At 62.8% G+C, this 13530-nt stretch carries 10 protein-coding genes and 1 pseudogene; 5 read left to right on the top strand and 6 right to left on the bottom strand.

Going from position 1 to position 13530, the window contains the following annotated elements; translation table 11 throughout:
- Positions 1-504: phosphate/phosphite/phosphonate ABC transporter substrate-binding protein (locus J4E53_RS26540; protein WP_207268220.1), on the top strand; the 504-nt coding region annotated here is incomplete at its 5' end.
- Positions 505-540: 36 nt separating this feature from the next.
- Here J4E53_RS26540 and J4E53_RS31210 read toward each other — a convergent pair.
- Positions 541-1395, bottom strand: a complete 855-nt coding sequence (locus J4E53_RS31210) for a methyl-accepting chemotaxis protein (RefSeq protein WP_371128530.1) — start codon at positions 1393-1395, stop codon at positions 541-543.
- A gap of 6 nt (positions 1396-1401) precedes the next feature.
- Positions 1402-2484 (bottom strand): annotated as a pseudogene (locus J4E53_RS31215) (cache domain-containing protein); the annotation flags it as partial.
- A 292-nt stretch (positions 2485-2776) separates the two neighbouring features.
- On the opposite strand from J4E53_RS31215, the gene J4E53_RS26550 reads away from it, so the two are divergent.
- Complete coding sequence (locus J4E53_RS26550; protein WP_060741526.1) at positions 2777-3820, top strand: GlxA family transcriptional regulator; 1044 nt, start codon at positions 2777-2779, stop codon at positions 3818-3820.
- A gap of 86 nt (positions 3821-3906) precedes the next feature.
- On the opposite strand, the gene J4E53_RS26555 is transcribed toward J4E53_RS26550, so the two are convergent.
- Both J4E53_RS26555 and J4E53_RS26560 read right to left on the bottom strand, forming a co-directional pair.
- Entirely contained in the window at positions 3907-4320 is a 414-nt protein-coding gene (locus J4E53_RS26555; protein WP_060741527.1) for a hypothetical protein, read from the bottom strand.
- Positions 4321-4612: 292 nt separating this feature from the next.
- Entirely contained in the window at positions 4613-5815 is a 1203-nt protein-coding gene (locus J4E53_RS26560) for a YbfB/YjiJ family MFS transporter (RefSeq protein ID WP_103310848.1), read from the bottom strand.
- Positions 5816-5925: 110 nt separating this feature from the next.
- Here J4E53_RS26560 and J4E53_RS26565 point away from each other — a divergent pair, with 110 nt between their 5' ends.
- Positions 5926-6801, top strand: a complete 876-nt coding sequence (locus J4E53_RS26565; protein ID WP_103310846.1) for a LysR family transcriptional regulator — start codon at positions 5926-5928, stop codon at positions 6799-6801.
- A 190-nt stretch (positions 6802-6991) separates the two neighbouring features.
- Here the strand turns inward: J4E53_RS26565 and J4E53_RS26570 are convergent, their stop codons facing one another.
- Complete coding sequence (locus J4E53_RS26570) at positions 6992-7714, bottom strand: pirin family protein (RefSeq protein ID WP_103310845.1); 723 nt, start codon at positions 7712-7714, stop codon at positions 6992-6994.
- Positions 7715-8026: 312 nt separating this feature from the next.
- Here J4E53_RS26570 and J4E53_RS26575 point away from each other — a divergent pair, with 312 nt between their 5' ends.
- Both J4E53_RS26575 and J4E53_RS26580 read left to right on the top strand, forming a co-directional pair.
- Positions 8027-8977, top strand: a complete 951-nt coding sequence (locus tag J4E53_RS26575; RefSeq protein ID WP_103310843.1) for a GlxA family transcriptional regulator — start codon at positions 8027-8029, stop codon at positions 8975-8977.
- A 184-nt stretch (positions 8978-9161) separates the two neighbouring features.
- Positions 9162-10652 carry a winged helix-turn-helix domain-containing protein gene (locus tag J4E53_RS26580; RefSeq protein ID WP_103310841.1) on the top strand — a complete coding sequence of 497 codons (1491 nt, stop codon included), beginning with the start codon at positions 9162-9164 and terminating at the stop codon, positions 10650-10652.
- On the opposite strand, the gene J4E53_RS26585 is transcribed toward J4E53_RS26580, so the two are convergent.
- Entirely contained in the window at positions 10599-13403 is a 2805-nt protein-coding gene (locus J4E53_RS26585) for a winged helix-turn-helix domain-containing protein (RefSeq protein WP_103310839.1), read from the bottom strand. The two genes, J4E53_RS26580 and J4E53_RS26585, sit on opposite strands and share 54 nt — an antisense overlap.
- Between the last annotated feature and the right edge of the window lie 127 nt (positions 13404-13530).

The following is a 13530-nucleotide window of genomic DNA, read 5'->3' on the forward strand; positions in this document are numbered from 1 at the left end:
GCTGATTCGGCCGTCACCGATCTGGCGGGTTTGCAGGGCAGCCATGGTCTGATCAACGCCCGGGATTCCAACTCGGGAATGAATTTATTGCGCCACACGTTGGCTGGGATCAGCGACCGTGGTTTTTTCTCGAAACTGACCTTCACCGGATCCCACAGGGAGAGCATTCGAAGGTTGAAAAAACACGACGGTGATTTGGCTTCTATCGACAGCGTCACCTACGACTATCTGGCGAGAGATAACAGTGACGAGATCGAAGGCCTCAGGATCCTGGTGCGAAGTGTGCGCAGTCCCTGCCTGCCTTACATCACGTCGATTCGTCGAACGGCGACGCAAGCAGACGCTATCAGGCGCGCAATGAACGAAGCCTTGAGCCAGCTTCCCGAGATTTCCCGTGACCTGGCGATCAGGGAAGTGCTGCCGGCCAGTGAGGCTGACTATGCGTGTCTTCTGGAGTATGAGCGCAGTGCGGCCAATCGCGGCTTTTCGTTTGTATCACCCTGAGCGGCGAGCCGTCCCTGGCTCGCCACCTCGAACACGCTAGAACTTGAAGCGCCCAACCAAGCCCTTGAGCTGCCCGGAAATATCCGTCAAACGCCCCGAGCCGGTCTGTGCCGAGTGAGCGAATTCCTCGACCAACTGGGCATCGGCATGAATCTGCGCGATGTGCCGGTTGATGTCTTCGGCCACCTGGTGCTGTTCCTCTGCCGCCGTGGCGATCTGGGTGTTCTGGTCGCGAATCGAGTCCACCGAATTGCGGATCTTGTCGAAGCTGTCACGGGCCTGCTGAATGCGCTCGACGCTGGTGTGGGACACCTGCAGGCTGCTTTGCATCTGCTGGGTGACTTCCTGGGTGCGCCGTGCGAGGTTGCCCAGCAGGCTGTCGATCTCGCCGGTGGAGTCGGCGGTGCGGCGTGCCAGGGCCCGCACTTCGTCGGCCACCACGGCGAACCCACGACCTTGATCGCCGGCCCGTGCGGCTTCGATCGCGGCGTTGAGGGCCAACAGGTTGGTCTGTTCGGCAATCGAGCGAATGGTGTCGAGGATGGTGTTGATGTTCTTGCTGTCTTGCTCCAACGCCTGCATGGTCTGGGTCGATTGTTGCAGGTCTTCGCTCAGTTTCAACACGCTGCCGGTGGCTTCGCCGATGTGATGCTGGCCGTCGTGCACATCGCGGTAGCCTTCGTCCGCACTGGAGGCGGCCTGGCTGCAAGAACGGGCCACTTCGTTGGCGGTGGCAACCATTTCGTTGAACGCGGTGCTCACCAATTCCACGGCCTGGCGCTGGCGCCCGGCGGCATCGTTCATGTTCTGGGCCACGTGGCTGGTATCGGCCGCGGCGGTTTGCAGGTCGGAAGAGGCGCTGCCGATGCGTTGCATCAGTTGCGCGATCATGCCCAGGAACTGGTTGAACCAGCCCGCCAGGGTGGCCGTTTCGTCCTTGCCTTGCACCGAGAGTTTGCGGGTGAGGTCACCTTCACCTTCGGCGATTTCCTGCAGGCCATTGGCAACGCCGCGAATCGGCCGCACGATGACGCTGGCGAAACTGGCGCCCACCACGGCGAAGACCACGGCCAGCGCGGCAGCAATGGCGGCGATCAGCCAAGTCAGGCTCGAAGCCTCGGCCATCACTTCATCGCGTTTGATCAGGCCGATGAAGCGCCAGCCCAGCCCTTTGGAACTGACCACGTTGGCCATGTAGGGCACGCCGTCGATCTCGATCTGGGTCACGCCATCGCTGCTTTTGGCCAGCTCGGCATAGTTGGGGCCAAGGTCGGCCAGCGGCTTGAAGTTGTGCTTGGCATCGGCGGCGTCCACCAGGACGTTGCCGTTGGCTTCCACCAGCATCAGGTAGCCGCTGTCGCCCAGCTTGATGTTCTTGACCAGTTCGGTGAGCTGCTTGAGCGACACGTCCAGGCCGACCACGCCCACGACGTTGCCGCTGGCGTCGGCGACCGTGTGTACGGTGCCGATCAGCGACACATCGTCCGGCGCCCAGTAATAGGCGTCCGTGCGCACGGTCGTACCCGGTGCGGCGATGGCAGCCTTGTACCAGGGGCGCACGCGCGGGTCATAGTTGGTCATCTTCGGATCGTCAGGCCAGCTGGCGTAGCCACCGTCGCTCAGGCCCACGGACAGATAGGCGGTGGTCGGATGGCTCTTGGCGAATCGGTCGAATATTTCCAGGAGCTGTTGGTTGATCTCGGGGAGCGGTGTTTGTGCGGCATCGGCCAGGGAGTAGTTTTTCAACCCCTTGGCAGCGATGATCCGTGGATCCTTGGCGATGTATTCGACGTTCTGGCTGATGCCATCGAAGAACTGCTTCATGCCGTTGTCGATCTGGCGGATTTCACGGCCGCTGCTGTCCAGGAAGTTGGCCTTTGCGGCGTCGCGCAGGTTCATTACGACAAGCACCGCTACCAGGATAACCGGGAGGCAGGCGATGGCCGCGAACGCCCATGTCAGCTTCTGTTTGATATTCATGACTTCTCCCGCGGAATATTTTAAGTGTTGGAACGGCGGAAACAGCAGTGTTTGGCCTTGCGAGTCTCTGGAAGGGAAAAGCGCCTATGCCTACTGCCACTGTATCGACCAAAGTCGTAGGCACTTGAGGCTTGCCATTTTGGCGCGGGACGATCAGTAGAGGGCGTAGGCGCGATTGCAGGCGGCTTGACTAGTCTGGAAGATAGCGTGGTTTGCCCCGCGCCTTCGCTCTGCGGCTCGGGCACCCACGTGCAGCCAATCCTCATTGTCTTTAATGTATTAACGAGGCCCTATGCCAAGCGCATTCGAGAGCGTACTCAAAAACAAGAACATGGCTTATCGACCGCTCGGAGCGGCGTCCGCCAGCGAGGCGCCGATCCGCGTCGCGTTTGTATTGATGGACAACTTCTCGATGATGTCCTTCACCGGTGCGGTGGACGCGCTGGTGACCGCCAACCTGATGAGCGACATGCCCCTCTACGAGGTGCTGACGGTGGGGGTTTCAGGTGGGCAGGTGACGAGCGACCTGGGCATTGTCATCTCGACGGACGTCGAACTGGCGCAGATGCCGGAAAACCAGGACGTGCTGATTGTCGCCGGGGGCTTTCGCGTGAAGTTGCAAGGTCATCCCTTGCTGCGCCGCAAGCTGCGCGCCAATGCGGCGTCCGGGGCGATCCTGGGCGGGTTGTGGAACGGTGTCTTCTTCGTTGCCGATGCCAATCTGTTGGATGGTTTCGAATGCGCTGTCCACCCGGAAAGTCGCGCCATGATGGTGGAGGTGTTCCCCCATGTGAAGGTGTCCAGCCGGGCCTATGTGGTGGATCGGGAGCGGGTCAGTTGCGCGGGCGCCAACAGTTCGCTGCGCATGATGCTCCAATTGATTCGCCAGACGGGCGGAGCGGCGCTGGTGGGGGCCATCGAGGAAATTCTGCGTTGTGATGAGTCGGGCGACGATGCGACGGACTTGCCACCGGTTTTCGTCGAGACCGACCCGACGCTGCCGGAAAGCCTCAAGTTGGCGTTGGAACTGATGTGGCAGAACGTAGAGGAGCCCTTGACCATCGATGAGCTGGCGGCGTGCGTGAAGATTTCCAAGCGCCAGTTGGAGCGACGGTTCTGCAGTTTTCTCGGCGCGACCCCAACGCGCTATTACCTGGAGCTGCGCCTGACGCGTGCGCGCCAACTCATCCAGCAAACCAATCGGTCCGTGACCGAAATCGCCGTGGCGACAGGCTTTGTCAGTTCCCCGCACTTCCAGCGTCGTTTCCGGGATTTCTTTGGTGTGCCGCCTGGCAGTTACCGTTCGAAATCGGAGCGCAAGCAAGCCTTGCGCTGAAGACGCTGCCGGAGCGGGAAGTGAGTTTTTGGGGCGGGAGGGCTACGCTGCTCAGCGGGAGCAAGCTCCCGCATCACGGACACAAATCAGCTGTTATCGTCGGTTTGTGTTTCGGTGGGCAGGTCTTCGGTTTGCGGAGCGGCTTGTGATGCGGTCAAAGTCGTCTCCTTGCACAGCACCTTGCCTACTTCGTCGGCTATCGAGCCGTCGATGATTCGCCCTTGCATTTGGTCGAACTGGGCTTTTTCCAGCACTGCGAGGCTGTTGTACATCCCCATGTGCCGTACATTGCGGCTGGCGCAGTCGAGTTCGAGTTTTGTGTAGTTGGTGAAGTAAGCCCCCGATCTCTGTACGGTGGCCTGGATGGCTGAGCCGCTGTCGATAAACGACACGATGGAGTACACGGCATCCGAATCATCGTAAAGGTATTTGATGTTCTGAACTTCCGCGACCGCACTGCACGCAATCGAGATTAAAGCGAGGGATATGACGGTTTTCATGCTTTCTTCCGTGAATAAGCAAGTCAGGAATAACAATGGCAAAGTGAAATCATTTTGCCGAGACTCATGCATTGGGTCAATTGACTTCGGGCAGTCGCGATGACCGCCGGTCAGAAACGAAAACCTTTCGGGAACTTTATAGATCCCTCTGGCTCGTGGCAACAGACAAAGCGCATTTCAGCTGGGCATTGGGACCTGTCCGAGACGCACCGCAGCTCCATTAGATCAAAGCCTGAATTCGTCCAATCGCCTGACTTTTTTTAGAAGTTTTTCGTCTGAGCTGCGTCGGTAATCACGGTTTCAGGACTTTCGAGCTTTTTTCTGTCCCGAAAGGGAAATCGAGCATCAACGCAAAAAGAATCGCCCCGGCGGAGATCAGGAAAAGCAATCCGTGGTGTCCGCCACTGGCATTGAACAGGGCCGAGTAGGCAAATCCGGCCAGCGCCTGGAAGGTGGCGAACGAAACAGTGGCCCGGCTCCAGGCCAGTTGTTGGCGATGAGGGTCAGGAACCAGTTCGTGCACTCGGGCCAGGGCCAAGGGCACGATGCCCGGCGGAAACGAACCGATGATCACGGCGAGCAGCGCCAGTGCCATGAAGGTGTGTGAAACCGCCAGCAAGCCGAGAGCAATCGCTTGCACGGCCAGGACCAGTCGAATGCTCTTGCGCGCGCCAAGGTGATCGGCGAGAAAACCATAGCTCACCGGTCCGATAATCGCCCCGAGGCCATACATTACCCAGACCATTGCCCCGACATGTGCCCCGGCCCCGAGGCCGCGCGCCACGTAGTCGACCAAAAAGACCATCGCAGGCACGAGCCCCGCGGCCATGAACGCATACTGGGCGAACAATTGGAAAACCGCAGGAGGCATGGGCTCGTCGGGCGCAGCGCTGGCTGTTATCTGCACCGTGTCCCGGGGCCAGCCAAACCAGCTCAACCCGGTCAATGCCAGCGACAGGGCGCCAAGCCCCAGCCAAGTGGCCGGCAAGCCCAGGCTCAACAGCGGCGGCACAATCGTGCCTGAGCCGGCGATGCCAAGGCCGATGCCAAGGAAAATCGCGCCACTGGCCAAGCCTTTGCGTGCCGCCGGTACATGGGGCAATACAGTCGCCGCCACCAGCACCATGATCGCGCCGCCGGCGATCCCCGACAGTAGCCGCCAGGCGAAATACCAGGTCACCGACACCGGGAAGGCACAGGCGAAAAATGCGCCGGTCACGACGAGCATCATCAGCCGCAACGCGTTCCGGTTGGTCAGTCGGTGGGCCATGGGACGGCCGAGCAGGGCGCCGATCAGGTAACCGACCAGGTTCGCCGCCCCCAGGTAGACCACGTCGTTGGCAGAAAACCAACGGGCCTCGATCAATGCCGGGATCAGTGGCGTATAGGCGAAACGCGCCAGGCCGATGCTGACGAGGCTGGCACAGAGGCCGGCGAAAATGGGCAGCCAGATGTTTGTAGGAGGTGATTCGAGCGCAGCGGATGAGGAGGGCATGACAGCGATCCTGTGAAAGGTTTATAGCGTCCAGCATATCGGCTATCTTCGCTGCGTTTGTGCAGCGATTTAGCGTCAGAGTGATGCATATATGCATCGTAGGAGGGCGAATGAATTGGGATGATGCACGGGTGTTTCTGGCCGTCTGCCGAGCGTCGACCTTGCGCGGTGCCGCGCGGGTGTTGGGGGTGGATCAGGCGACTGTGGGGCGGCGCGTTACGGCGTTGGAGAAGTCCTTGGATGCCGCGTTGTTCCTGCGTACCTCAGACGGTTACGCACTGACGGCCGTCGGCGAGGCGGCGCTCAAGGCGGTGGAGAAGATGGAGCATTCGGCGCTGGAGCTGGAGCGCCGGATACAGGGCCTGGATGATCGCCTGATCGGCAATGTCCGGGTCGCCACCACCGACTCATTGGCCATCGACTTCTTGATTCCGGCCATTGCCAGCCTGCATGGGCGCCATCCCGATGTGCGCGTGCAACTGGATGCGTCCACGCAGATCCTCAGCCTGGTCAAGCGCGAAGCGGACATCGCCGTGCGCAACACCCGGCCCGACAACCCTGACCTGATCGCTCGGCGAATCGCCCGTTGGCCGGTAGGATTGTTTGCGGCCCAAGCCTATGTCGATGCCCGTGGCGTACCGTCGCCCGGCAGCGAGTTCGAGGGACATGACTTGGTGGTTTATCAGCCGTACTGGCAGGGCAGCAAGGATTTCACCCTGGTCTCGGAGCCGATCAATCGCGGACGGATCGTGGCCAGCCTGAGTTCGAGCCTGTTGGTGCGTCGGTCGATTGCCGCGGGCATCGGTGTCGGGGAGATTCCGCTGTACATGGGGGCGCGTGACGGGTTGCTGAGGATCTGGCCGGAGCGCACGCGTGCACTGCCTTACGAGGTCTGGCTGGTCACCCACGCGGACCTGCGCCATACGGCACGGGTGCGGGCGGTGATCGATGAGATTGTCGAGGTGTTTGCGCTGCAGAATGAGTGAGGCGTCGGGGGATGTGGAGGCTCCATTGCGAAACACCCTGTAGACCCTGTGGGAGCGAGCTTGCTCGCGATGGCGCCAGGTCAGCCGATACTCATGTAGCTGACACTCCGTCATCGCGAGCAAGCTCGCTCCCACAATGGATGCTTCATAGCCTCGGTGACAATTTCTCCCACAGGACCTAAAGGGTGTTTCATGGCATCTGTGGCAGTTCCTGCGCCCGCAGATCGAACACGAGCACCTCGGCATCCTGGCCGTGACTCAAGGTCAGGACCTGCTCCTCGCGCACCCGCACACCATCACCTTCCTGTAACTGCACGCCGTTGAGCTCGACAGCGCCTCGGGCCACGTGCACGTAGGCATAGCGATCCGCGGCCAGGGTCAAGGTGGCGCTTTGCTCACCATCGAACAGCCCGGCGTAGACCCGTGCATCCTGGCGCACCTGGAGCGAGCCGTCGGCGCCGTCCGGGGAGATGATCAATTGCAGGCGACCGCGTTTCTGCTCGCTGCTGAAATGCTCCTGTTGGTAGCGTGGCGTGGCGCCACTGACGTTGGGCACGATCCAGATCTGCAGGAAGTGCACCGGCTCGTCCGCACTGTGGTTGAACTCGCTGTGGGCCACGCCGCTGCCGGCGCTCATCAACTGCACGTCACCGGGGCGAATGACCGAGCCCGTGCCCAGGGTGTCCTTGTGTTCCAGCGCCCCTTCAAGCACGTAGGAAAAGATCTCCATGTCCCGGTGGGGATGCTGGCCGAAACCCTTGGCCGCGGCGACCCGGTCGTCGTTGATGACCAGCAGATCGGAGAAGCCCTGTTCGTTGAGGTTGCGGTAGCTGGCGAACGAGAAGGTGTGGAACGAGGTCAGCCAGCCGTGGCGGGCAATGCCGCGGTCCGAAGCTTTGCGAAGGGTCAGCATGATGATTCTCCTGATGTCTATGGGCGGCGGCTGGGGCCGTTCGCCGGGTTCAGAAGAAGGTTAATGGTTATCCTGAAGTTCAATAAGCAGGTGGAAAACGAAAGACTGTCTACTTGGAGTGGACAATCGAGAATGCCTACCGGCGGATGCCTGGCTTCGCCATAATGCTGACGATAAACCCTGTGGGAGCGAGCTTGCTCGCGATAGCGGTGTGTCAGTGACATCGACTCCAACTGATTTGACGCTATCGCGAGCAAGCTCGCTCCCACCGGGGGGCATTTATGGTTTCTGGATTTTTTTGGCGTCTTTTTAATGAAAACCGTTGCAATGGTGCTGTTCCCGGATTTTTTGCTGCTCGACATGGCCGGGCCTCTGGAAGTGTTTTCCATCGCCAATCGTTACCTCGAAGGGGACCTGCGTTATCAACTGCTGACCCTGGGTACCGAGCGCGGGCCGTTGCGAGCGTCCAACGGCGTGGCGGTGCAGGCCGATATCCATATCGACCAGGCATGGGCAGCCTATGACGTGTTGCTGGTGCCGGGTGGGCCGGGGGCCTATAACGACCGGCATCCGGGGCTGCACACCTGGCTGCGGGCCGCGGCGCAACGGGCTACGCGCTACGGCTCCATCTGCACCGGTGCCTTCGTGCTCGGTGAGGCGGGCTTGCTCGACGGTTATCACGTCACGACCCACTGGCATTACACCGAACGCCTGATACAACGTTTCCCCAAGGCCCTGGTGGAAACCGACAAGATCTTCCTGCAGGACCGCCGCCTGATCACCTCGGGCGGTGTCACCGCCGGGATCGACCTGGCCCTGTCCATCGTGGCCCAGGACCACGGCCGCAAAGTCGCGTTGGACGTGGCCAAGGTGTTGCTGGTGGTGATGAAGCGCCAGGGCGGCCAGGCACAGTTCAGCCCCTCGGTGGCGGCGGTGTCGACGCAGGAGTCGGCCATTACCCGGGTGCAGAATCATGTGATGGAGCATCTGGAAGAACCCTTCACCATTGAGCGCATGGCCGCCTTGGCTTCCATGAGCGCGCGGCATTTCGCCCGGGTCTTTGCCCGTGAAGTGAAGATGACGCCCATGGAGTTCCTGCAGGGTGCGCGCATCGACCGGGCGCGTCAGCTGCTGGAAACCACTGACCTGCCGCTCAAGACCGTGGCGTTTCGCAGTGGCTTCGGCAGTGTGCGGCACATGCGCTTTTTGTTCGGTGAAAAGCTCGGCCTGACCCCGGTGCAATATCGTCAGCAGTTCAGTTGAGGCGTCGGTGTCCGTCCAGGGCACCGTGATGTCCGTGACGCTCCCAGTGCCAGCATTGTCCTGAGGCCTGCGCCTGCCAAGATAACGGCGAACCCTTTGGAAAGGATGCGCAGGAGCCCGGGGCAGACGTGTTCGGTCATCCGCACGCTGACGCCCGCCCCGGTTATCCGGCGCTGGATCGCCCATGAACAGTTTCGTCAAACCCGATAGCGAGCCGGCGGTGGGCTTCGGTCCGTTCGCCTTCTACCGGCAGCAACGGCTGGTCACCCGTGACGGCCAGCCCCTCGCGCTGGGTGGCCGGGCCCTGGATGTTCTGCAGGTACTGGTGGAGCACGCCGGCCACTACGTCAGCAAGCAAACCCTCATCGCCCACGTCTGGCCTGACAGCGTCGTGGAAGCCATCAACCTGCGGGTGCACATCGCGGCGCTGCGGCGGGCCTTCGGCGACGGGCGGGATGGCGCTCGCTATATCCTCAACCATCCGCGACAAGGCTATTGCCTGGCGATGCCCCTGGCGGTGCAAGAAGGCGTTGAGTCGCCTTTGAGTCCCATGGCCGAGCGACACAACCTGCCCACGCGCTTGAGCCCGGTGATCGGCCGCGACAGAGTCCTGGGACGACTGCTGGCGCAAGTGCCCCGTCAAACCCTGACCACCGTGAGCGGCCCGGGTGGGGTCGGCAAGACCACCGTGGTGTTGCGGGTGGCGGAGCTGCTGCTTGAGCACTTTGACGACGGGGCCTGGTTCGTTGACTTGGCGGACGTCAGTGACTCTTCACAGGTGATGGCGCGGGTGGCCGGCACGCTGGGCCTGGCGCCCGGTTCTTTGGGCAGGGGCCTTGAGTCCTGTCGCATGTTGCTGGTGCTCGACGGTTGCGAGCACGTGCTCGATGCCTGTCGGGAATTGGCCCAGGCATTGGCTACGGCAGCGCCCGGGGTGTCGCTGTTGTGCAGCAGTCGCGAGCCCCTGGCCCTGCCGGGCGAAAAAATCGTGCCGCTGCCGGGCCTGGCTGTGGCATCGCCCCTGGAACCCGAGCACCAGATCGTGGCGTGCCCGGCGGTGCAGTTGCTGATCGAGCGAGTGGGCGCCCGGCAACAGGGTTTCCAGCCCGTTGGCCGCGACGGGGTGATCCTGGCCCAGATCTGCCAGCGCCTGGACGGCTTGCCGCTGGCGCTGGAACTGGCGGCGGCCCAGGTCGATGCCTTGGGGCTGGCGGGGGTCCTCGAACAATTGGATTACGGCTTGTCAGTCTTGAGCCACGGGCGACGTACGGCGGTGGCCCGGCATCGAAGCCTGGAGGCCGTGCTGGATTCGAGTGTCGAGCGTTTGAGTGCTGACGAACAAACCGTGTTCCAGCGCCTGGCGGTGTTCGAGGGGCCGTTTACGCTCAGGGCGGCGCTGGCAGTGATCAGTTGCGCTGAACTGAGTGTCGGGCAATTGCCCTCGTTGCTATTGCGGCTGGCGAGCGTGTCATTGCTGATGGTCGAGCCGCTGGCCGACGGAGTACGTTTTCGACTGCTGCACACCACTCGCGCCTACGCCCTGGACAAATTGCGGCGCAGTGGTCAGTGGCCCGTGTTTCATCGGCGTTATGTGCTGCAAGGCGCTTGGGGCTCGGGCCATTCAAGGCCCCAACCGGCGAGTCAACCCCTGGAGCAGCGCGCCGGCTTCCAATAGGTCGGGGGTGTTGAACCCCTCGCTGAAGCGTCGGTAAACCGGCTCGAGCAGTTCCTGCGCGGCTTGGACTTGCCCGCGGCGCTGCCACAAGCGGGCCAGGGACGTGGCGCTGCGCAGTTCCCAGGCCAGGGCATGATGCTGACGGGCGACGGCCAGGGCGGCCAGCAGTTGCGTTTCGGCGGGGCCTTCCAAGGAGGGCTCGTTCCGCGCCAGCCAGGTTTCGGCGCCGGCTCGCAGGAGCTCCGCCGAACACCAGCCCGCGGCGCCGCTGCGGGCCCGTTCCAGTTGCGCCGGGCTGACAACGCCAGGGCGCAGGGTGACGGCGATGTCCTGGATCAGCCCGTTTGTCGGGCTCGTCTCCAGGGGCTGGTCATTGAATACGCTGTCGTAATGACAGGCCCAGTCATGGAACAGCATCACCGAATGCTTCTTGGCCTGCTGTTTCAACAGCTCGAGCCTTTCCCGGGCAGTTTGATGATCGCCGGTGTAGTGGGCGATCACGCAACCGCTCAGCGCCAAGGTGTAGCAGATCGAAATGCCGTGGTTGATCTGCAAGGCGATCTGCAGCGCCAGGTTGGCGGTACGCCGGGCTTTCTCGGCAAAACCTTGCAGCCAGAGGATGCGCGCCAGAATCGTCAGCGCGGCCACGCTCTGGTCGTATTGCACGCCGAAGCCGTGGCTGAAGCGGCTGAGGTGGCCGCTCTGGGCCAGGCGCTGGATCACCTGTTCGGCTTCACGTCGCGCCGCGCCCTGGTCGCCGGTGAAATGCAGCGCCAGCACCCGCAGGCGTTGGGTGCTCAAGGACAGGATCGGGTCGCCCTGCAAACCGAGCCGGTCGAAATCCAGGCTGTGGGCCAGGGCCTGTTGGTAGTTGCCGCAGCTGAGGTCCACGGTCATTTGCCCGGACACGGCCCGCAGCTCGCTGGCCAGGTCCTGGCATTGCCGGGCCAGTTGCCGGGCGCTGGCGAAGGCACGGACCGTGGCCGGCGTGCCGCCCTCGGTGTGGTAGTTGAAACTGGCGTGGGCCAGCTCCAGGGCCAGGGTCAAGCGTGGGCATGGTGTGGGGCTGGCCCGCAACAATTGCAGCGCCTTGTTGACGTAGAGGCCGTGCTCCTTGAGCAGCGACAGCTCCTGCCAGAGGGGCAGGGTGCGGGCGGTCAGGCGGATCGCCACGGCATGTGAACCCTGCGGGCCCAAGCCGCGGTCGAGCGCCGCGCGGATGTCGTCGCGATAGTCGGCGTAACGGGCGATCCACAGTCGGGTGGGGGTGTTCTCCCAATCGTTTTCCGCTTGCCCCATGAGCGCCAGGCAGCGTTCGGCGTGGCGTTCCTGGCTGGCCGCCAATTCCCCGGCTTCGGCCAGTTTTTCCAAGGCATAACGGCGGGTGGTGTCCAGCAGGCGATAACGCACCTCTTCATCGCCGATCTCGACGTTGAGCAACGATTTGGCGACCAACTGGCTGACCGACACCAGCACCTGGTCGGGTGCGACATGCTGGCCGACGATCACCGCCGCGGCCGAGGCCAGGTTGAAACTGCCCATGAACACCGCCAGTCGCCGCAGGCAGGTCTGCTCGCAGGTCGTGAGCAGCGCGAAGCTCCAGTCCAGCGTGGCGCGCAGGGTCTGCTGGCGCGGGGCGGCGTCGGTGTCGTTGTGGAGCAGGGCGACATTGTCTTGCAGTTGCCGGTGCAGCGCTTCGAGGCTGAAGCGGCCGATCTGTCCGGCGGCCAGCTCGATGGCCAGGGGAATCCCGTCCAGCCGCTGGCAGATGTCGACCACCAACGGCACCTCGCGGTCGGTCAGTTCGAAGTCGTCACGGCTGGCCATCGCACGCTCGGCAAACAGTTGCAGCGCCGGGTATTCCAGGGCGGGATAACCCTCGATGGGCATTTCCCGGGGCGGGCATGCCAGGGCATCCAGGCGCTGCACGTATTCGCCTTCGGCGCGCAGGCCTTCGCGGCTGGTGGCCAGGATGTGCAGGTGAGGGGCGCCGCGCAGCAAGGTTTCGCTGAGCTGGGCGATGGCGTCGATCAGGTGCTCGCAGTTGTCGATCACCAGCAGCAGATGCCGCTCCTTGAGCGGTCGGGCGACGGTGTCCAGCGGATCACCGTCCTGCAGCGGCAGGTCGAGCAATGCGCACAGGTTGGGGACGATCATGGCCGCATCGTTGAGCGATGCCAGGTCCAGCAGATGGGTGCCGTCACGGTAGTGGCCGATCAGCCGTTCAGCGACCCGCAGGGCGACGGTGGTCTTGCCGATGCCGCCGGTGCCGACCAGGGTAATGAAACGCTTTCGGGGCAACTGGGTCACCAGGTTTTCCACCAGGGCCTGGCGTCCGATCAGGCGTGTGCGCTGTAGCGGCAGATTGCGCGCCAGGGACGGATGAGGAATGCGCGCCAATGGGTCGAGGGATCCGAATGACACCGGCGCGACAAAGCTGTAGCCGCGCTGCGCCACGGTGACGATGTAGCGCTGCCCGGCCTGGCCGTCCCCGAGGGCCTTGCGCAGTGCCGCGACGTGTACGCGCAGGTTGGTGTCTTCCACCACGCTCCTGGGCCAGACCCGGGCGATCAGTTGCTGCTTGCTCACCACCTCGCCTGCGTGTTCGAGCAACACCAGCAGAATCTCCACGGCCCGCCGTCCCAGGCGCAACGGTTGCTCGCCCTCCAGCACCAGGCGCTGGCGCGGATGGACCCGGTAAGGGCCGAAATGCACCGTCTGTTCGACGGGCAGGCTGAGGTAATGGCTCATGGTGCTCTCGATGTCCTGGGCCCGATGCCTGGGCTTTACCCGAGCATATTCCTCAGGTTTGGCTTCAAGCGCAACGGCGCGGGCTTCCCTGCCAGGCACAGATCCCTGTGGCGAGGGGATTTATCCC

It is taken from the genome of Pseudomonas sp. FW305-28 (assembly GCF_017351395.1).
Lineage (GTDB): Bacteria > Pseudomonadota > Gammaproteobacteria > Pseudomonadales > Pseudomonadaceae > Aquipseudomonas > Aquipseudomonas fluorescens_AA.

Excerpts from the sequence above, each read along its gene's own strand:
- J4E53_RS26560 (WP_103310848.1), bottom strand. The coding sequence starts at position 5,815 with ATGCCCTCCTCATCCGCTGCGCTCGAATCACCTCCTACAAACATCTGG.
- J4E53_RS31210 (WP_371128530.1), bottom strand. The coding sequence starts at position 1,395 with ATGATCGCGCAACTGATGCAACGCATCGGCAGCGCCTCTTCCGACCTG.
- J4E53_RS26565 (WP_103310846.1), top strand. The coding sequence starts at position 5,926 with ATGAATTGGGATGATGCACGGGTGTTTCTGGCCGTCTGCCGAGCGTCG.
- J4E53_RS26585 (WP_103310839.1), bottom strand. The coding sequence starts at position 13,403 with ATGAGCCATTACCTCAGCCTGCCCGTCGAACAGACGGTGCATTTCGGC.
- J4E53_RS26555 (WP_060741527.1), bottom strand. The coding sequence starts at position 4,320 with ATGAAAACCGTCATATCCCTCGCTTTAATCTCGATTGCGTGCAGTGCG.
- J4E53_RS26575 (WP_103310843.1), top strand. The coding sequence starts at position 8,027 with ATGAAAACCGTTGCAATGGTGCTGTTCCCGGATTTTTTGCTGCTCGAC.
- J4E53_RS26550 (WP_060741526.1), top strand. The coding sequence starts at position 2,777 with ATGCCAAGCGCATTCGAGAGCGTACTCAAAAACAAGAACATGGCTTAT.
- J4E53_RS26580 (WP_103310841.1), top strand. The coding sequence starts at position 9,162 with ATGAACAGTTTCGTCAAACCCGATAGCGAGCCGGCGGTGGGCTTCGGT.
- J4E53_RS26570 (WP_103310845.1), bottom strand. The coding sequence starts at position 7,714 with ATGCTGACCCTTCGCAAAGCTTCGGACCGCGGCATTGCCCGCCACGGC.